23 protein-coding genes and 1 pseudogene are annotated in these 18,784 nt (G+C 44.7%); 18 read left to right on the top strand and 6 right to left on the bottom strand.

Annotation, left to right across the window (positions count from 1 at the left end; translation table 11 throughout):
* Positions 1 to 11: 11 nt before the first annotated feature.
* Positions 12 to 1,244: an MFS transporter gene (locus ACY3LV_RS06080; protein WP_333561875.1), complete on the bottom strand. Its 1,233-nt coding sequence runs from the start codon at positions 1,242 to 1,244 to the stop codon at positions 12 to 14.
* Between the two features lie 538 nt (positions 1,245 to 1,782).
* Positions 1,783 to 1,989, bottom strand: a complete 207-nt coding sequence (locus ACY3LV_RS06075; protein WP_148961969.1) for a YqzH family protein — start codon at positions 1,987 to 1,989, stop codon at positions 1,783 to 1,785.
* Positions 1,990 to 2,156: 167 nt separating this feature from the next.
* Here ACY3LV_RS06075 and ACY3LV_RS06070 point away from each other — a divergent pair, with 167 nt between their 5' ends.
* From ACY3LV_RS06070 to ACY3LV_RS06040, 7 genes and pseudogenes are all read left to right on the top strand, one after another.
* Positions 2,157 to 3,395 (top strand): DNA polymerase IV, encoded by a 1,239-nt coding sequence (locus ACY3LV_RS06070; RefSeq protein WP_464863528.1) that lies wholly within the window; start codon positions 2,157 to 2,159, stop codon positions 3,393 to 3,395.
* Positions 3,392 to 3,730: a YolD-like family protein gene (locus ACY3LV_RS06065; RefSeq protein WP_333561877.1), complete on the top strand. Its 339-nt coding sequence runs from the start codon at positions 3,392 to 3,394 to the stop codon at positions 3,728 to 3,730. Before ACY3LV_RS06070 ends, ACY3LV_RS06065 begins: the two co-directional genes overlap by 4 nt.
* Before the next feature lie 190 nt (positions 3,731 to 3,920).
* Positions 3,921 to 4,391, top strand: a complete 471-nt coding sequence (locus ACY3LV_RS06060) for a GNAT family N-acetyltransferase (protein WP_464863527.1) — start codon at positions 3,921 to 3,923, stop codon at positions 4,389 to 4,391.
* 12 nt (positions 4,392 to 4,403) lie between these two features.
* A pseudogene (locus ACY3LV_RS06055) lies at positions 4,404 to 4,749 on the top strand (antibiotic biosynthesis monooxygenase family protein).
* Complete coding sequence (locus tag ACY3LV_RS06050) at positions 4,742 to 5,773, top strand: bifunctional GNAT family N-acetyltransferase/GrpB family protein (RefSeq protein WP_333561879.1); 1,032 nt, start codon at positions 4,742 to 4,744, stop codon at positions 5,771 to 5,773. The pseudogene ACY3LV_RS06055 and the gene ACY3LV_RS06050 overlap by 8 nt, the downstream one beginning before the upstream one ends.
* Positions 5,770 to 6,093 (top strand): iron-sulfur cluster biosynthesis family protein, encoded by a 324-nt coding sequence (locus ACY3LV_RS06045; protein WP_087990619.1) that lies wholly within the window; start codon positions 5,770 to 5,772, stop codon positions 6,091 to 6,093. The genes ACY3LV_RS06050 and ACY3LV_RS06045 overlap by 4 nt, the downstream gene beginning before the upstream one ends.
* Before the next feature lie 13 nt (positions 6,094 to 6,106).
* Positions 6,107 to 6,346, top strand: a complete 240-nt coding sequence (locus ACY3LV_RS06040; protein WP_003236767.1) for a YqkC family protein — start codon at positions 6,107 to 6,109, stop codon at positions 6,344 to 6,346.
* Between the two features lie 77 nt (positions 6,347 to 6,423).
* Here ACY3LV_RS06040 and ACY3LV_RS06035 read toward each other — a convergent pair whose 3' ends face one another.
* Complete coding sequence (locus ACY3LV_RS06035; protein ID WP_333561880.1) at positions 6,424 to 7,344, bottom strand: alpha/beta hydrolase; 921 nt, start codon at positions 7,342 to 7,344, stop codon at positions 6,424 to 6,426.
* Positions 7,345 to 7,509: 165 nt separating this feature from the next.
* Between ACY3LV_RS06035 and ACY3LV_RS06030 the strand changes: the two genes are divergently transcribed.
* Positions 7,510 to 7,734: a YqkE family protein gene (locus ACY3LV_RS06030; protein ID WP_464863526.1), complete on the top strand. Its 225-nt coding sequence runs from the start codon at positions 7,510 to 7,512 to the stop codon at positions 7,732 to 7,734.
* 288 nt (positions 7,735 to 8,022) lie between these two features.
* Here ACY3LV_RS06030 and ACY3LV_RS06025 read toward each other — a convergent pair whose 3' ends face one another.
* Both ACY3LV_RS06025 and mciZ read right to left on the bottom strand, forming a co-directional pair.
* Positions 8,023 to 8,943 carry an aldo/keto reductase gene (locus ACY3LV_RS06025; RefSeq protein WP_289347630.1) on the bottom strand — a complete coding sequence of 307 codons (921 nt, stop codon included), beginning with the start codon at positions 8,941 to 8,943 and terminating at the stop codon, positions 8,023 to 8,025.
* Positions 8,944 to 9,006: 63 nt separating this feature from the next.
* The gene (gene mciZ, locus ACY3LV_RS06020; protein ID WP_148961962.1) at positions 9,007 to 9,129 is read right to left on the bottom strand and encodes a Z-ring formation inhibitor MciZ; all 123 of its coding nucleotides are present in this window, start codon (positions 9,127 to 9,129) and stop codon (positions 9,007 to 9,009) included.
* A 73-nt stretch (positions 9,130 to 9,202) separates the two neighbouring features.
* On the opposite strand from mciZ, the gene nudF reads away from it, so the two are divergent.
* Both nudF and ACY3LV_RS06010 read left to right on the top strand, forming a co-directional pair.
* Entirely contained in the window at positions 9,203 to 9,760 is a 558-nt protein-coding gene (gene nudF / locus ACY3LV_RS06015; RefSeq protein WP_148961961.1) for an ADP-ribose pyrophosphatase, read from the top strand.
* Positions 9,757 to 10,920, top strand: a complete 1,164-nt coding sequence (locus ACY3LV_RS06010) for a TIGR00375 family protein (RefSeq protein ID WP_464863525.1) — start codon at positions 9,757 to 9,759, stop codon at positions 10,918 to 10,920. Before nudF ends, ACY3LV_RS06010 begins: the two co-directional genes overlap by 4 nt.
* An 8-nt stretch (positions 10,921 to 10,928) precedes the next feature.
* Here the strand turns inward: ACY3LV_RS06010 and ACY3LV_RS06005 are convergent, their stop codons facing one another.
* A complete protein-coding gene (locus ACY3LV_RS06005; RefSeq protein ID WP_148961959.1) occupies positions 10,929 to 11,279 on the bottom strand; it encodes a helix-turn-helix domain-containing protein in 351 nt (116 codons plus the stop codon).
* 181 nt (positions 11,280 to 11,460) lie between these two features.
* Between ACY3LV_RS06005 and ansA the strand changes: the two genes are divergently transcribed.
* The 8 genes from ansA to ACY3LV_RS05965 all read left to right on the top strand — a co-directional run bounded on the left by ansA (position 11,461) and on the right by ACY3LV_RS05965 (position 18,779).
* Complete coding sequence (ansA, locus tag ACY3LV_RS06000; RefSeq protein ID WP_148961958.1) at positions 11,461 to 12,450, top strand: asparaginase; 990 nt, start codon at positions 11,461 to 11,463, stop codon at positions 12,448 to 12,450.
* A 45-nt stretch (positions 12,451 to 12,495) separates the two neighbouring features.
* Positions 12,496 to 13,923: an aspartate ammonia-lyase gene (aspA, locus tag ACY3LV_RS05995; RefSeq protein WP_148961957.1), complete on the top strand. Its 1,428-nt coding sequence runs from the start codon at positions 12,496 to 12,498 to the stop codon at positions 13,921 to 13,923.
* 143 nt (positions 13,924 to 14,066) lie between these two features.
* Positions 14,067 to 15,473, top strand: coding sequence for a malate-H+/Na+-lactate antiporter MleN (gene mleN / locus ACY3LV_RS05990; RefSeq protein WP_464863524.1), 1,407 nt, complete (start codon positions 14,067 to 14,069; stop codon positions 15,471 to 15,473).
* Between the two features lie 17 nt (positions 15,474 to 15,490).
* Entirely contained in the window at positions 15,491 to 16,810 is a 1,320-nt protein-coding gene (locus ACY3LV_RS05985; RefSeq protein WP_087990610.1) for an NAD-dependent malic enzyme, read from the top strand.
* Positions 16,811 to 16,913: 103 nt separating this feature from the next.
* On the top strand, positions 16,914 to 17,129 hold the full coding sequence (locus tag ACY3LV_RS05980; RefSeq protein ID WP_464863523.1) for a hypothetical protein: 216 nt from the start codon (positions 16,914 to 16,916) through the stop codon (positions 17,127 to 17,129).
* Positions 17,130 to 17,220: 91 nt separating this feature from the next.
* Positions 17,221 to 17,865 carry a stage II sporulation protein M gene (gene spoIIM, locus ACY3LV_RS05975; protein WP_202327315.1) on the top strand — a complete coding sequence of 215 codons (645 nt, stop codon included), beginning with the start codon at positions 17,221 to 17,223 and terminating at the stop codon, positions 17,863 to 17,865.
* 112 nt (positions 17,866 to 17,977) lie between these two features.
* Positions 17,978 to 18,427, top strand: a complete 450-nt coding sequence (fur, locus tag ACY3LV_RS05970) for a ferric iron uptake transcriptional regulator (protein WP_010328189.1) — start codon at positions 17,978 to 17,980, stop codon at positions 18,425 to 18,427.
* Positions 18,428 to 18,551: 124 nt separating this feature from the next.
* Positions 18,552 to 18,779: a YqzK family protein gene (locus ACY3LV_RS05965; RefSeq protein ID WP_458866017.1), complete on the top strand. Its 228-nt coding sequence runs from the start codon at positions 18,552 to 18,554 to the stop codon at positions 18,777 to 18,779.
* Positions 18,780 to 18,784 lie beyond the last annotated feature (5 nt).

The following is an 18,784-nucleotide window of genomic DNA, read 5'->3' as shown; positions in this document are numbered from 1 at the left end:
CGTTTTTTAATTTAAAGCGGCTTTTCCAGCCCTGGCCGGTGTTTTGTCATTCCCGTTTTCATCTGCCGATAGGCGAACGCCAAAAATGGCAGGCCGAGCAGGGTGATCCCGCTCAGAACAGAAAAAATAAAAATCGGCCTGCCAGCGCCAAATAGGTCTATACATATACCCCCGATCCAAGGGCCGATGACGTTTCCGAGCTGTGAAAAACCGATGGCCCCGAAATAAGTGCCTTTTAACCCGGGTTTTGCAATCTGGTCTACAAACAAATCCATCATAGAGAATAAAAGCACTTCGCCGATTGTAAATGTGACCACAATCAGCACAAGGGATGAAACACCGTGTGATACGGTGAAAATAGCCATGCTGATACTCACCATCACATTACCGAGCATCAAGGAGCAAAGCGGCGAAAAACGTTTTGCAAAATGGACGATGGGAAATTGCGTTGCCAGCACAACGATTGCGTTTAATGTCAGCATCAGCCCGTACAGTTTCGTTCCATTGCCAAACAAGGGGTTCTGCGCCATATACTGCGGGAATGTGGAACTGAATTGTGAGTAGCCGAAGGTGCATAGCGTAATGCCGACCAGAGCAATTGTAAAAAGAAGATCCTTTTGCGTCACCATAAATGCTTCCCGCACGCTCATATTTTGGGATTGGCCTGATCCTGATAAGGATGGATGCTTTTTAAATTGGATAACAAGCACGAGTCCGTATAGTCCGTAAATGACTGCGGGCGCCAAAAAGGGTGCGGTCGATTGCGATGAGCCGAAATACAGGCCGAGTATCGGTCCGAAGACAACGCCGATATTTATAGCTGCATAGCGTAAATTAAAAACAAGCAGTCTCGTTTTTTCTTCTGTCATATCAGACAGCAAAGCCTTTGAAGCGGGTTCAAATAGTGATTTGCAAAGGCCGTTTAATGCGTTTACCACAAAAAACACCCAGAGATGAGATGCCGCCGCAAATCCTGCAAATACCAGCATCCAGCCGAAAATGGACACTAGCATCATGTTTTTTCTGCCGAATTTGTCCGAGATATATCCGCCGTAAAAGCTTGCAAGGATGCCGACTGATGAGCTTGCAGCGATAACCAGCCCTGCATAGGAAGCTGATGTGCCTTGGACGGCTGTTAAATAAATCGCTAAAAAAGGAATGCTCATTGATGTTGCCATCCTGCCGAAAATAGTTCCGATTATAATTGTCCAGCTGATGGGGTGGATATCTTTCCATTTCTTCATGAATCGTATTCTCTCCTGTATGTAGGATTTTTTTCTATCATATATGAAAAAATTTCCTTATCCAATGGGAAATTCAAAATATTTTATTGTTTATATGGAATGTGAAACATATCTTACCTGAGGATGATGCACGTCGCTGGCGGAGTTTACATCGTTGAAATTGAGGTTGAGGCGTTCGGGAGTAAAATGATAATATATCCGATGTTTTTATGGTGGTGAAAGCATATTATTTTGTAATTGATGCTGGAATGCCGGGCATTTCAAAGCGATTCGGCAGACCGTGGAAGCAAATGGTGTCTGTTTGAATATGAAAGGCGATAATCCGCCGGTTCAAGCTGACGGAGTGCTGCATGGACTGGCAGAACAAGCGGCACTGGGTATGACTCAGGCTTTTCTTTTTTACAAGCCTTTCTGCATAATGACAAAGACTCTTGTTTGTTATCATGGCGGTTTTTACAAAGGAAAGCCGCATTAGCGGCTGAAAGAACTCACAGTCCGATTCGGGGCGCTGTGCGTCTCTGTTTCTTTTGGCCAATGTTTAAGAGAACAGTCCTTGGTTGGTGACATAGTCATAAATGATATCTTCTATATGCGCATGCAAATCTTCATCGGGTTCTTCATTCCGTCTCTCTTCCAAGGCTGCTTTCAGGCTTTGTTTTTCATACGGGCTTAACGGATCTACGGCAACATTTCGGCCGTATTGACGCAGTGCCTGTCCCAACATTTTCTCGACAAATTTCTCCATTACGACTCTCCTATCTTTATGCCTCGCTTTTATTCTACTAAATGTTTTTCTTCTCTCAAACCCTTGGATCATATTTTCTGTCAGGCAAGAATCATTTACCAGTATAAATCGAACATATTTTCGCATATAATAGAAAAAGCGAACATAAGTTCTTTTTAGAGGTGTGTATGATGAAAGAAAAAGTGATTTTTCTCGTTGACATGCAATCGTTTTATGCATCTGTAGAGAAAGCGGAAAATCCACATTTGAAAAATAGGCCCGTCATTGTGTCGGGTGACCCTGAAAGAAGGGGAGGAGTCGTATTGGCCGCCTGCCCGCTGGCGAAACAAAAGGGGGTCGCGAATGCTTCCCGGCTGTGGGAGGCGCAGGAAAAGTGCCCTGAAGCAGTTGTGCTCCGGCCTCGTATGCAGCGGTATATTGATGTATCACTGCAAATCACGGCCATTTTAGAGGAATATACAGATCTTGTAGAGCCGTATTCCATCGATGAACAGTTCATGGACATTACAGGCAGCCAGAAGCTGTTTGGGACGCCGGATGAGATCGCAAAAAGCATTCAGGGCAGAATCATGCGGGAGATCGGCGTTTATGCGCGGGTCGGAATCGGCCCTAATAAAGCGCTGGCTAAAATCGCATGCGACAATTTTGCCAAAAAGAATAAGAACGGTATTTTTACCTTAACGAAAGAAAATATGAAAATCGAAATGTGGCCGCTCCCGGTGGGCAGCATGTTTGGTGTGGGGAGCCGCATGAGGCATCATTTAAACCGAATGGGCATCAGCACGATCGGCGGGCTCGCGGCTTTTCCGCTCGATCTTTTAAAAAAGAAATGGGGCATTAACGGCCACGTGCTGTGGATGACGGCGAACGGGATCGACTATTCCCCTGTTTCAACTTCATCTCTGGACGGGCAAAAGGCCATCGGCCATGGAATGACGCTCCCGAGAGACTACGAACACTTTGACAAAGAAATTAAAGTCGTGCTGCTGGAGCTGAGTGAAGAAGTGTGCAGGCGAAGCCGAAGTGCCGGGGCAATGGGACAGACCGTGTCAGTAAGCTGCCGGGGGACTGATTTTGATTGGCCGACAGGCTTCAACCGGCAAGTGAAGCTGGCGGAGCCTACTAATTCCACGCAGGATGTATATGAGGCTGTGTGCCGGCTGTTTCTTACGTTTTGGGACGGGAAGCCTGTCCGCCGTCTGGGGGTCAATCTGTCTCAGCTCTCATCTGATGACATATGGCAGCTCAATTTATTTCAGGATGATGCAAAGAAAATGAGCCTGGGCTATGTGATGGATGGCATTAAAAACCGGTTCGGAGACACAGCCATCGTCAGGGCGGCGTCACTGACAGCGGCAGGCCAGGCATTTGAACGTGCGGCTAAAATAGGAGGGCACTATAAATGAACGACCATTTAAAAAGAGGCAACCTGCTGTGGGAAGGGAGCAGAATGTTTCTGCCGGAACATAAACAAAGCCTGCTTGAGAGAAAGCGCTGTAAACAGAAGCTGCAAAAGCCGATCCTTGATCCCGATAAGCTGGAGGAAATGAATCAAACGCTTTGCGCCGCGATGGAGTTTGCTCAGGATATTACTGTCAGCTGCTTTCAGGACGGTGAAATTGTCCGCTGCACCGGGAAAATCTGCCGGTATGAAGAGTTTGAAAAAACAGTATGGGTAAAAGGAGACGAGGATCAGCTTTATAAGCTGAAACTTGATCAGGTACTTGATATTGTGCTGTAAAGTTTCTCCCTCCTGGAATGTGGGAGAAATATGTGTAAAATGATCAAACATTGTTCCCTCCGCAGTCTCCGAAACGTATGATACAGAAAAGAAGGCATTTACAATTCCAGTCAGGCAAAATATAATTTCTGTATTGTAGAAAAAAAGAGCTGACATTCGTTTTGCCAGACGGAGGGAGATTAAATCGTAAATGGATATTCGAACAATCACGTCTTCAGATTATGAAATGGTAACGTCTGTAATGAATGAATGGTGGGGCGGCAGGCAGCTGAAAGAAAAATTGCCGAGACTATTTTTTGAGCATTTTCAGGACACAAGCTTTATTGCATCTGAACATAACAGCATGACAGGGTTTTTAATCGGGTTTCAATCGCAATCGGATCCTGAAACGGCATACATTCATTTTTCCGGTGTGCACCCTGATTTCAGAAAAATGCAAATTGGAAAACAATTATACGATGTCTTTATTGAAATGGTAAAACAAAAAGGGTGCACCCAGGTCAAGTGCGTCACTTCACCGGTGAATAAGGTATCAATCGCGTATCACACAAAGTTGGGCTTTGACATTGAAAAAGGCACCAAAACGCTAAATGGCATCTCAGTGTTTGCAAACTACGATGGCCCGGGCCAAGACAAGGTCCTGTTTGTCAAAAACATATGAGGGGGAAATATTATGATGGATTTTTTATCAAAAACACCTAAGCCTCCTTACTATGCAGTTATTTTTTCATCTGTCAAAAGCGAAAGTGACACAGGATATGGAGAAACAGCAGAGCGGATGGTATCGCTGGCGGCGGATCAGCCCGGATTTTTAGGCGTCGAAAGCGTTCGTGAAGCGGATGGAAGGGGTATAACGGTGTCCTATTGGGACAGTATGGACGCCATTAATCGCTGGAAGCATCACACCGAACATCAAGCGGCAAAAGAAAAAGGAAAGAGCGTTTGGTACGCGTCGTATGCAGTCCGCGTTGCAAAGGTCGAGAGACAGCGGCTATTTTCAGGAGAACAGAAATGATTGAATCTCTTCAGCATAAAAAAGACAACACAGCGCGTGAGATTATTGCCGTACAGCAGCCTGCCTACATAAAAGAAGCGGAGCTTATCGGTTTTGACGGTATCCCCGCCTTACAAGAGAAGACGAAGGATATTCAAGCATCCCATGAACAGTTTGCGGGATATCGGAAAGACGGCAAACTTATCGGTGTCATTTCATATGAGAAAAACATGCATCATCTCACCATTTGCAGGCTTGTCGTGCATCCCTGCGGTTTCAGAAAAGGGATTGGACGGGCACTTCTGCAATTTGTCATCGATCAAAACAAAGACGCTGAGAAAATCGAAGTAGTCACAGCCGAGAAAAATATACCGGCCATGTCGCTCTATACACAGGCGGGATTTCAAAAGGCAGAAACCGTCGAAGCGGCGGAGGGTCTTTTGCTGTCTGTCTTTTATTTGTATCCGAACAGAAAAGTTGAAGTCGTTCCCTACAATGAAAAATGGGCGGAACTTTTCAGCGAAGAAAAAGAACGGCTGAAGCTTGTGTTCGGACCGGAGATCATCGCTGTTCATCATATCGGAAGCACATCGATCCCGAACATGGCGGCAAAGCCAATCATTGATATTCTGATTGAAGTAAGAAGAATTGAAGCTGTGAGCCAATATGATACACAAATGAAGGCAATCGGCTACACACCGAAAGGAGAAAATGGCGCAGCGGGCAGGCGTTACTTCCAAAAGGGCGGTCATAAACGCACTCACCATCTCCATATGTACGAAAAGGGAAACCCTGCTATTGAAAGGCATCTGCTATTGAGAGATTATCTCAGAGCTCATCCAGAAATAGCGAACGAATACGCCAATCTAAAAAAACGACTGGCGGCCCAGCATCCGGATAGTATCAATCAGTACATACAAGGGAAAGATGATTGGATTAAGGCTGCAGAAGAAAATGCGAAGCGCTGGAAAGAAGGCGGAAACAATGCGGATAGAAACGTTGTATGCTACAATAGCGAAAATGATGGAAACGGGGGACTCACCTTATGAACATACACGTGACAGATGCAGCAAAACAAGCACTGCAGCAGGCGTTTGACGCCAACCCAAGGAAAAAAGCCCAGCTTCGTTACGATGCAGAAGGATGCGGCTGCGCGGTAAGCGGTGTACCGACAATCTGGCTGGCAGAAGAATTAACGGGACAGTGCGAGCAGCTGGAAACGAACGGCATCCCGCTTTATATCCAATCGTCACAAAAAGTGTTTTTTGACGATCAAATGACGATCGATTACAATGAAAAAGCTAAAACACTGGCGCTGAAAAGCCCGGCTGAAATGCTCAGCCCCAGAATGAGCATATTAGTAAAGTAGGGAGACACAAAACGTGGAACAAAAGCTGAAGTCAATGAAGAACACAGCACAGAATAAAACTTGGGTATCCTTCCTAAACCAAAACCATCCCTATACTTTGCTCCATTGGTCAATTGGAGGAGCAGAGTCTATCAAGAAAGATGTTTGGCTATTGCAGGATGAAATGACATTCGAAACACAAGAATTCACAACAATAGATCTTGCGATTGAATGGATCAGAGAAAATATGGATGGCATTACCGACGTTTTATGAAATGGAAAAGCGAAAGAGCCGAAGGGCCCTTTCGCTTTTTATTATGGAAAGAAAAACACGAGGCAAGGCCTAAGATTTCAGCATGTTGTTGAACCCTTCATTTTGTTTAAAAACGTCTGCACCGTTTTTCGATACGTGTCCCGGTTTTTGGTGTACGACATGGCGTGTTCACCGTTCTCGGCAATATACAGTGCCTTCGGTCCGGGTTTCTTTTCATAAAGCCGCTCGGTTGAAGAAATCGGAATATAATCATCATCCTTACTGTGAATAAAGAGGACCGGCTTTTCGATTTGATCAATGACAGCAAGCGGAGATACTTCGCGTGCCCGATAGCCGCCTCTCAGCTTCAAAAAGAAGTCGGCGATGGGGAGCAGCGGCCAAGACGGGAGCCTGTATTCCGCTTTCAGCCGATAGGCAAGCTGTTCATCAAAGCGTGCGAACGGACAATCAGCAATATAAAAATCAGCCCCATCATCACAGTGTTCACCAGCGTAAAGCAGGGTGGTCGCAGCTCCCATTGATTCACCGTGAATGCCGATCAATCCGCGATGACCTGTTTTGTTTTTGACCCAATTGACAACCTCACTGAGATCATCCTTTTCATAAAACCCGTAGCCAGTCGTCTTTCCACCGCTTTGACCGTGACGGCGATGGTCATACACCACTACATTCCAGCCGAAATCGAGAAATAAATGCATATATTTAAGAGAATTCAGTATATTCATCGTCACCCCGTGGCAGATGATAATGGTGTTTAGTGTGTCATGCGGAGCGACATGGTATCCTTTTATATCATATCCGTAAGCCGATGGTATCACAAAAGCAGTTTTCTCCATTCGTTCAAAGGATTCAAACACATCATGTCCGTCGTTTGTCTCTCTTTTGATAATGTCTTCATCTGTCTTTTTCTTGATAAATAGAATGATATTCGAAAAAACAACTCCGATTCCGATAACAGCGGTTAAGAGAGTGCCAATGGCCAAAAGGATTTTCTTCAAAAGAGTCACAGCACCTTTCAACTAAATACAGGAAATTTACACTTGAAATCATTATACCTAAACACTGCTGCGCGGATCAAAAAAGTTTTGAGAAGAGAGCCCGCTTATTCAGTCTGTATGCTCCGTGATAAACTGGCTTCAAAACAAAACACGGGGGAAGTCTAGATGAAAAAACAAAAATCCGCTAACAAACATCAATTAAAAGACGGCCTTCAAACCGACATCAAAGCAAAGCTTATGGAGATGAAGAGTCAGTTGAAGGAAGAGGACGAAAAGAGGCAGGAAAGAGAAAAAGCAGAACAGCTCAGAAAGAAAAAAGAGATCGAAAAAAATAAAAGCTTTGAAGAGCTCCTTGATGAAAGCCAAATGGATTGGCATCAATATAAGTAAAACCAGCACCCGTACAGGTGCTGGTTTCAGCGTGTCGACAAACCCTCGCATTCGTTGTCAGTCCTGCGCATTGGTGCTCACGTGAAAAAAGATCAGCGGCTAAAAGCTAGAGTGTCCTGCTCAAACGCCCTGCCACCGCATCCTGCGGAAGTCTGCTCCAATGCTCGTCCTTCCTAGACTTCAAGGGTTTTCAATCACGCTGAAAAGATGACAAAATCCTAAAACGAAAGCCGTTTTAGGATTTTGTCAACCATATGAACAAGCACCCGTACAGGTGCTTGTTTTCTGTTATGAGCGGTGAGCTTCGTAAACGTCTTGTTTCGTATGAGATTGGAGCGCTTTGACTTCCTCTTCGCTTAAACGCCGTGCGTTTGCAGCGTGAATGTTTTCCCGTAACTGCTCAATCTTACTGGCGCCTGTAATCACTGAAGCGACAGCCGGCTGTGCTAACAGATACTGCAGCGACTTTTCTGTCATGGAAAGATCGGAAGCAACATCCTCTATTGCCTTGCGGGCATTTGTCAATTCCTCAAAGGAATAAGACAAGTACCCGTTTTGTTTGATGCTGTCCGCTGCTTGTTCAAGCGGTTTTTCTGTCAAGAGCCCTTTGGCAACCGGACCTCTGGTGACTACGCTGATTTGATGTTCCTCTAAAAGCGGAAGCCACTCCTCGGGGCGTCTGTCAAACAGGCTGAACTGCATCATAATACTGACGATGTTTGATTTTTTTACATATTCTTTTATGACATTCGGGCGAATGGAAGAAATGCCATAGTAACGGATGACACCTTCTTGTTTTAATTCTTCAAACGCTTCGATCGTTTCATCAATGTTGTCCTCTATCGTGCCGCCGTGAAGCTGATAGAGATCAATATAATCTGTTTTCAGCCGTGCAAGGCTCTTTTTCACGGCTTCTTTTATGTAAGCTTTTGATGGGTCCCAATACCAGCCTTCGCTGTCGTCATCCCAGCGGTTTCCCGCTTTCGTTGCCAAAATAATATCCTGTCGTCTGTTTTGGATCGCATCACCGACGATTTCTTCGTTGCGTCCGCGGTCATACAAATCCGCTGTGTCCAAATAGTTGATGCCAAGCTCGATGGCTTCATCCAAGATAGACAAAGCTTTGTTTTTTTCAGTACCAAGAGACATACAGCCGAGTCCGGCTTCGCTTATTTCTAAATCAGATGTACCCAGTTTGCGCTTTCTCATGTGCACACTCCTTTTTTAAAGCTTTGTATTGACCGTAATATAAAGGAGCTAAAGTTTCAACTTTTACGGCTTAGAGACCCAATCTTTCACATATTGGAATGTGCGCCCGTACTCCTTTAACTTCGCCCGAATCTCCCATGCTTTTCCGACTAAGACAACACCTTGTGGCATGAGGTGCACTTTCATGAAGAAGCCCCCTTTTTTCTAGTATGATAAAATGTATGGGGCATCATATAGAGACAGAACGGGAGATGAAGAAATGAAATCATTAGAAGAAAAAACAATTGCCAAAGAACAGATCTTTTCAGGTAAAGTCATTGATCTATATGTAGAGGACGTGGAGCTGCCAAACGGCAAAGCGAGTAAACGTGAAATTGTGAAGCACCCTGGGGCTGTAGCGATATTAGCTGTCACTGATGAAGGGAAAATCATGATGGTCAAACAATTCCGCAAGCCGCTTGAGCGGACGATCGTTGAAATTCCGGCCGGAAAGCTTGAAAAAGGGGAGGAGCCGGAGTATACGGCACTTCGGGAACTTGAAGAGGAAACGGGTTATACAGCGAAAAAACTGACAAAAATCACTGCGTTTTATACATCGCCCGGCTTTGCTGATGAAATCGTTCACGTGTTTCTTGCTGAAGAGCTTTCTGTTCTCGAAGAAAAACGGGAGCTTGATGAGGACGAGTTTGTTGAAGTGATGGAGGTGACGCTTGAAGATGCGCAGAAGCTGGTTGAATCGCGTGAAGTATATGATGCTAAGACAGCCTATGCGATTCAGTATCTTCAGCTGAAAGAAGCGCTCCAAGCACAAAAATGAAAAAGATTTACGCGGATTTGCACATTCATATCGGCCGGACCTTTACAGGAAGGGCTGTCAAAATAACAGGCGCTAAAACACTTACGCTGGACCGAATTTTGATAGAAGCCAGTGAGCATAAAGGGATAGAACTTCTTGGCATTATCGACTGCCATTCTCCGGAAGTCATTTTGGAGCTAGAAGAAGGCATTTCATCAGGAACATATCGCGAGCTTGATGGCGGGGGGATTCGGTACCGCAGCACGACTCTTTTATTAGGAAGCGAGCTGGAGATTTATGACGAAGCCTGCAGCGGGCCGATCCATGTCCTCGTGTTTATGCCAACGCTTGCTGAAATGAAGCGGTTTTCAAACTGGCTGTCAGCGCGGCTGAAAAACATTCATTTAAGCTCACAGCGGATTTATGAAACGGGCTTGAATCTGCAAAAAAAAGTGAAGGAATTGGGCGGACTGTTTATCCCCGCCCATATCTTTACACCGCATAAAAGCTTATATGGAAAAGGGGTTGCATCAAGCCTAACCGAGGTTTTTGATCCCTCTATGATAGATGCGGTGGAACTAGGATTAAGCTGTGATACAGACATGGCTTCACATGTATCTGAATTGAATCAGTATCCTTTTTTAACAAATTCTGATGCGCATTCGTTAGCGAAAATCGGCAGAGAATATAATGAACTATATGTGCAGTCAGCTGATTTTACCGAATTTGCTCTTGCATTAAAGGTGCAGAGTGACAGGAAAATTACCGCAAATTATGGCTTGGATCCGTTATTGGGAAAGTATTATCAGACAGCTTGCGAAGCATGCGGAGAACCTGCTGTGAGCGGGGAAACGGTGTGCGCGAATTGCGGAAATGCCAAGTTTACAAAGGGAGTTAGCGAAAGATTGCGTGAATTGAGTGATCAGACTGAAGTTCGCGTATCGCGTCCGCGATATGTTCATCAGATCCCGCTGCAATTTGTTCCGGGTGTCGGTCCGAAAACGCTGGACAAACTAAAAAAAGCCTTTGGAACAGAAATGGCTGTTCTTCATGAGGCGGCAGAAGAAGATTTGGCTCGCGTTGTCCCGCCGAAAACCGCGGCGTTAATTGTAAAAGCGAGATCCGGAAAGCTGGAATTGAAAGCCGGAGGAGGAGGAACCTACGGTAAAATTAAACCGTGAGTGAAAGATTAACTCATTTCCTCCTGTACTTTTCTCTTCGTCCGGATAAAGGTGATCAGCTGGATGATTTCGTCTTCACTCAGCGGCTTGTCATCAACAGAAATAGTCAAGTTAAGGCTGCTCCACGTGGTCAACTCAATGGTCTGAGGAGCAGTCTGCTTTTGTTTCTCGCGGCCCAAAAGTTCATCGCAGGTTGTGTCAAAGAGGTCAGCCAGCATGGCAAGCGCCTCAAGTGAAGGCCGCCGGTAGCCTGATTCGTAGCCGGCATATGTGCTTTTTGCGATACCCAGAAGGTCAGCTGTATATTGAAGCGACCAATTTTTCTTTTTTCTCAATTCAGTTAAACGATCTAGATTCATGAACTTCCGCTCCTTTTTCACCTTGAGCTGATTATATCATATAGGTATTAGGAAGTGTACGCGAATTGAATAATAATGTCTTGCGTATTTTATTTTCCGTGTCTATAATGGCATTAAAAGTATGCGAAAAGCGAATACCTTCTCGCAACCCATCTTTAGATACAGTGAAGAGGTGCATGGTATGAAAAAATTATTGATGTTGACAACTGGGGGAACGATTGCTTCAGTTGAAGGGGAAAATGGGCTGGCTCCCGGGGTCAAGGCTGATGAATTATTAAGTTACGTATCAAAACTTGATAACGATTACACGATGGAAACTCAGTCGCTTATGAATATAGACAGCACCAATATGCAGCCTGAATACTGGGTGGAAATAGCAGAAGCCGTTAAGGGGAATTATGATGACTATGACGGATTTGTTATTACTCATGGTACAGATACAATGGCCTATACATCTGCCGCATTATCGTATATGCTGCAGCATGCCAATAAACCGATTGTGATCACTGGCTCGCAGATTCCAATCACGTTTCAAAAAACGGACGCCAAAAAAAATATCACAGACGCCATTCGCTTCGCCTGTGAAGGTGTGGGCGGCGTTTATGTTGTGTTTGACGGCAGAGTCATCCAAGGAACACGAGCGATCAAATTAAGAACGAAAAGCTACGACGCATTTGAAAGCATCAATTACCCATATATCGCTTTTATCAATGAAGACGGGATCGAATACAACAAACAAGTAACGGAACCTGAGAACGACACCTTCAAAGTTGATACTTCACTATGCACAGATGTATGTCTGCTGAAGCTGCATCCGGGCTTAAAACCTGAAATGTTTGATGCCCTAAAAAGCATCTTCAAAGGAATCGTCATTGAAAGTTACGGCAGCGGAGGCGTGCCGTTTGAAGGCAGAGACATTTTGTCGAAAGTGAATGAGCTGATCGAAAGCGGAATCGTCGTCGTCATCACGACTCAATGTCTGGAAGAAGGCGAAGACATGAGCATTTACGAAGTCGGCCGCAGAGTCAACCAAGATTTAATTATCCGATCCAGAAATATGAACACAGAAGCAATCGTGCCAAAATTAATGTGGGCACTCGGCCAGTCTTCGGATCTTGCTGTCGTCAAGAGAATTATGGAAACGCCGATTGCTGATGACGTTGTCCTATAAAAGGTCAAAAACGATAACCACCAAAGAGAAAGTAGGTTAAAGATTATGTTAAACGGCCAAAAAGAATACCGTGTGGAAAAAGACTTCCTTGGGGAAAAACAAATTGAAGCGGATGTTTTTTACGGAATTCAGACGCTCCGTGCTTCTGAAAACTTTCCGATTACGGGATACAAGATCCATGAAGAAATGATTAACGCGCTGGCGATCGTAAAAAAAGCTGCGGCTCTTGCCAATATGGACGTGAAACGGCTGTATGAAGGAATTGGCCAAGCTATCGTACAAGCCGCTGACGAGATTCTGGAAGGCAGATGGCACGATCAGTTTATCGTCGATCCGATTCAGGGCGGTGCCGGAACTTCTATGAATATGAATGCCAATGAGGTGATCGGAAACCGGGCGCTCGAAATTATGGGACATAAAAAGGGCGATTATATCCATTTAAGCCCAAACACACATGTGAATATGTCACAGTCAACCAACGATGTGTTCCCGACTGCTATTCATATTTCCACGTTGAAGCTTTTAGAAAAACTGCTGAAAACAATGGAAGATATGCATAGTGTGTTCAAACAAAAAGCACAGGAATTTGATTCTGTTATTAAAATGGGGCGGACACACCTTCAAGATGCTGTTCCGATTCGTCTCGGCCAGGAATTCGAAGCGTACAGCCGCGTTCTGGAGCGTGATATCAAACGAATCAAGCAATCACGCCAGCACCTGTATGAGGTCAACATGGGCGCAACTGCTGTCGGTACAGGCCTGAACGCAGATCCAGAATATATCAAACAGGTAGTGAAGCATCTTGCTGATATTAGCGGGCTTCCTCTTGTCGGCGCTGATCATCTTGTTGATGCCACACAAAATACGGATGCTTATACAGAGGTGTCAGCAGCATTAAAGGTCTGCATGATGAACATGTCTAAGATCGCAAACGATCTTCGCTTAATGGCATCAGGCCCGCGCGCCGGACTTGCGGAAATTTCTCTGCCTGCACGTCAGCCGGGGTCATCCATTATGCCGGGGAAAGTCAATCCGGTTATGGCGGAGCTGATCAACCAAATTGCGTTTCAGGTCATCGGAAACGATAATACAATCTGCCTTGCTTCAGAAGCCGGCCAGCTTGAATTGAACGTGATGGAGCCCGTGCTTGTCTTTAATTTGCTTCAATCCATCAGCATCATGAACAATGGCTTCCGTTCGTTCACTGACAATTGCTTAAAAGGCATCGAGGCCAATGAAAAACGCTTGAAACAGTACGTGGAAAAAAGCGCAGGTGTGATCACTGCAGTCAATCCGCATCTTGGATATGAAGCGGCAGCCCGAATTGCCCGGGAAGCCATTATGACAGGCCAATCAGTCCGTGATCTTTGCCTGCAGCATGATGTGCTGACAGAGGAAGAATTGGATACTATTTTAAACCCGTACGAGATGACAAAACCAGGGATTGCAGGGAAAGAACTATTAGAAAAATAAAATTTGAACAAAATACAGCTTATTCATCTCCGGATAATCGGATGAATAAGCTGTTTACAACATAGGGATGAGGAAGTATAGTATACGTGTATTGCACTATTTATTGAAAGCGTTTTAGCTTTTTACATGAAGGGGGACTTCTTTTGAAGGATGTAAGACTGCCAACACTATTCGAAATAATTATTGTTCTAGGATCATTTTTAGCACTTGTCATGTCGTTTACAGTCTTTTTAGACATGCCGATACAGCTTGCGCTTTTCATTTCCTGGTTTATCGCAATGATTCTCGGTATCAGACTCGGTTATTCTTATAAAGATATGCAGAATGCCATTCTGTATGGTATATCAAACGGTCTTGAAGCTGTTCTGATTCTTGTTTCAGTAGGAGCACTTATTGGAACATGGATCGCCGGAGGGATCGTACCAACTCTGATTTACTATGGTTTAGAATTTATTCATCCTAGTATCTTTTTACTTGCAACGTTAATTATTTGTTCCATTATGTCTGTAGCAACAGGAACGTCATGGGGAACAGTCGGGACTGCCGGCATTGCCATGATCGCAATTGGAGAAGGATTAGGCCTTCCGCTTCCTCTTGTAGCGGGCGCTATTCTTTCAGGCGCTTATTTCGGGGACAAGCTGTCACCTCTTTCAGACAGCACAGTTCTGGCATCTTCACTATCAAAAGTGGATGTCTTAGACCACGTCAGAGCCATGCTCTTTTTATCTGTGCCGGCGTATGTGATTACAGCAATCCTCTTTACAATTACCGGTTTTATGTACGGCGGGAAAAATATTGACCTTGATAAAGTTGAATTTTTGAAATCTTCTTTGCAAAGTACGTTTGACATTCATATTTGGATGCTGATCCCGGCTGTTGTCGTCATCGTCTTATTGGCGATGAAAAAGCCGTCAATGCCGGTTATCGTAATTGGCGCTTTGCTTGGCGCTATCTGGGCTGTTGTTTTCCAAGGCATGAATCCAGCGGATGCGATTGCAACTGCCTACAACGGATTCTCTATTAAAACAGATGTTGAATTCTTGAACGGCCTGTTAAATCGCGGAGGCATCGTCGGAATGCTCGGTTCCCTTGTCGTCATTATCTTTGGTCTCGGATTTGGCGGGCTGCTTGAAAAGCTTGGTGTCTTAAAAGTGATCGTCTCTATGTTTGAAAAGAAATTAACATCACCGGGCAACGTCACTATATCTACGCTGATTGTAGCATTTTTAGCGAACATCTTCGGCTGTGCGATGTATGTATCTCTTATTTTGACACCGAAGATTATGGAAAACAGTTATGATCGATTGAATCTAGACAGAAGGGTGCTATCCCGTAACTCAGAGGTGGGGGGAACATTAACTTCAGGTATGGTCCCTTGGTCTGATAACGGTATTTACATGGCTGGTATTTTAGGGGTTTCTACCTTCGCCTATCTGCCGTTTATGTGGCTCAGTTTTGTTGCAATAGGTCTTGCTATTATCTATGGTTATACAGGAAAATTTATATGGTATACGAAAAACAATACAGCTAAAGCCGAAAAACTAGGCTAATTGGGGAGGATCACTGAATGATAGCGAAACACATGATTCGGACACTGATGATTGAAACGCCTTCGGTTCCCGGAAATCTAGGAAGGGTAGCGACGGCAATCGGCCTTCTGGGCGGGGATATTGGTGAAGTGGAGACGGTAAAAGTCGGACCCAATTACACAATGCGGAATATTACCGTTCAAGTGGAGAATGAAGAACAGCTTCAGGAAGTGATCGCGGCTGTACAGGGTCTGGGAGAAGGGATCAGGCTTCACACCGTATCTGATGAAGTCCTGTCCGCACATGAAGGCGGAAAAATCCAAATGAAAAGCAAAATGCCGATCCGCTCACTGGCAGAGCTCGGGCGTGTCTATACACCAGGTGTTGCAGACGTGTGCAGGCTGATCGAAAAAGACCCCGAAAAAGCTTCTATTTATACAACGATCAGCAATTCTGTCGCGATTGTAACGGATGGAACGGCAATTCTCGGTCTTGGGAATATCGGCTCTGTGGCAGGCATGCCTGTCATGGAAGGAAAGGCTGCTTTGTTTGATCAGCTGGCGGGTATCAGCGGCATACCAATATTGCTTGATACGAGTGATCCTGAAGAAATCATCAAAACGGTAAAACATATTTCACCAGGTTTTAACGGCATCTTGCTTGAGGATATCGGCTCGCCGCATTGCTTCGAAATCGAGGACCGCCTAAAAGAGGAGCTGAACATCCCTGTTATGCACGATGATCAGCACGGTACAGCTGTTGTGACGCTGGCTGCTGCCATCTCGGCATGCAGGAGCGCGGGTGTTGACCTGAAAGAAGCGAAGGTGGGGCAAATCGGTCTGGGCGCAGCAGGCGTCGCTATCTGCCGGATGTTTATGGCCTATGGCGTAAAAGCTGTATACGGAACAGACAAATCTGAGGAAGCGATGAACCGTCTCGAACAATATGGCGGACAGGCAGCTGCCAGCATCGAGGAGCTCATGGAAACATGCGATATTATCATTGCCACAACCGGAGTTCCCGGGTTAATTAAACCAGCATTTGTACGTTCTGGTCAGGTGATTTTGGCTTTATCGAATCCGAAGCCGGAAATTGAGCCGGAGGCCGCGCTGCAGGCTGGCGCCGCATATGCAGCTGACGGGCGTTCTGTTAATAATGTGCTTGGCTTCCCGGGTATTTTCAGAGGGGCGCTCAACGCAAAAAGCAAGGAGATTAATCATGATATGCTTGTCGCTGCAGCAGAGGCCATCGCAGCCTGCACAAAGCAAGGCGATGTGGTCCCTCAGCCGCTTGACTCAAAAGTCCATCATGAGGTAGCAGCTGCGGTCGAGCGAGCAGCTCTTACAGCAGTGAAATAAATGAAGTAAAGCAGCACCTGGCATACAAGGTGCTGCTTTACTTCCATCATGAGTTCATTTTTTTGCTATAATTGTAATGAAAATCAATTAGGGAGTGATTAGCATGGCAAAAAGCCGAGCGAAAAAGAAGCGGGAGCATCTGCTGAGAAACGGCGGACGTGACGTCTTATTATCAAGAGGCAGGACACCATCCTTCAGTACACATGAAAGAATGACGAAAAGCAAAAAAGAGATGATGAATACAAGAAAGCCCAAGAATCCTTATGATCATATATCAGTTGATGATAAGGGTTTTTTTGTGCCCAAAAAAGCCGCCTAGCATTCTTCTCTTTTTGAAAAAGGGCATGTTTTTCCGTTTCTTTCATACAATCTATTAAATCAAATCACTAGAGCGGGCGGGAGGAAACGGAATGCGAAAAATCTCTTATAAGGACATCTTTCTCAGACATGTCAAAGATCATCTCTCTCTTTATATATTTGTCTCAGTCCTGTTTTTCATGGGTGTCATTTTTGGGGCGATTATTGTCAACAGCATGACCATCAGCCAGAAAGAAGATTTATATTACTATTTAAGCCAATTTTTCGGACAGCTTTCGGATGGAAAACAGGCAAGTTCATCTGATATGTTTGGGCAAAGTATCTTTCATAATGTAAAATATTTAGGACTGATGTGGATATTGGGGATTTCCGTCATTGGGATGCCGATTATTTTCATCATGATCTTTCTGAAAGGGATCGTTGTCGGCTTTACTGTCGGATTTCTCGTCAATCAGATGGGAATCAGCGGTTTTTTCTTATCCTTTGTCTCCGTTTTGCCGCAAAATGTACTGCTAATTCCGGCTTATCTCATTATGGGCACATGTGCAATTGCGTTTTCATTAAAGTTAATCAGGCAGCTGTTCGTTAAACGAAGCCTGCATGATGCGCCGATTCAGTGGTTCGGCCAATATGCCCTCGTGCTTCTGGTCATTCTGTTTTTAGCACTGATCTCATCTCTCTTTGAAGCATATTTATCTCCTGTGTTAATGGAAAAGCTTACATTGAGACTTTTTTAAAATGATTATTAAAAGAAAAACATTTTATTTATCAGTTTATAATAATTATAGTTGGAACTCTGCGCGTATTTTGTTATAATGAGTCATGGAATGCGGCGTAGGAGGGAAAGACATGGAAAACCGTATTGATCGAATAAAGAAACAACTGCACTCATCCAGCTACAAACTTACGCCTCAGCGTGAAGCGACAGTAAGAGTGCTGCTTGAAAACGAAGAAGACCATTTAAGCGCAGAAGACGTATACCTCCTCGTAAAAGAGAAATCTCCTGAGATCGGTCTCGCAACAGTATACCGTACGCTTGAATTATTAACTGAATTAAAAGTCGTTGATAAAATTAACTTTGGAGACGGCGTGTCCCGTTACGACCTACGGAAAGAGGGCGCAGCTCACTTTCATCATCACTTGGTGTGTATGGAGTGCGGAGCCGTTGATGAAATTGAAGAAGATTTGCTTGAAGACGTGGAAGAAATCATTGAACGTGATTGGAAATTTAAGATTAAAGATCATAGATTGACGTTTCACGGCATTTGCCACCGCTGTAACGGAACAGAGACTGAATAGACGATGCCGAGCGCGAACCTTTTCTCACGGGGAAAGGGTTTTTTGCTGTTTCTATGTATAAAACCTTTCTGATTTGGCATATGGTTTAAATAACTGGAACCATAGGGAAAGGATCGATTAGGACATGGGAAGATACCTGAAAACAGCTCTCGATGCATTGAAAGTTTTCATCCTGTTTACCGGTTTTACCGCTCTGTTCTATTATGCTATGATATGGGTGAATCAAGAGTATGAAAACTATCATCGGTACGATAAACCGGAAGGCTCCGCTGTAAAAGTTGTTGAAATGGATCAGGATGAAAAAGGCGGATGGTTCGACCGGTTGATCTTTTTTTACCAAAACGGGGAGTAGATCTA

Source organism: Bacillus sp. 11C (genome assembly GCF_055486375.1).
This window is presented reverse-complemented; position numbering and strand designations above follow the sequence as displayed.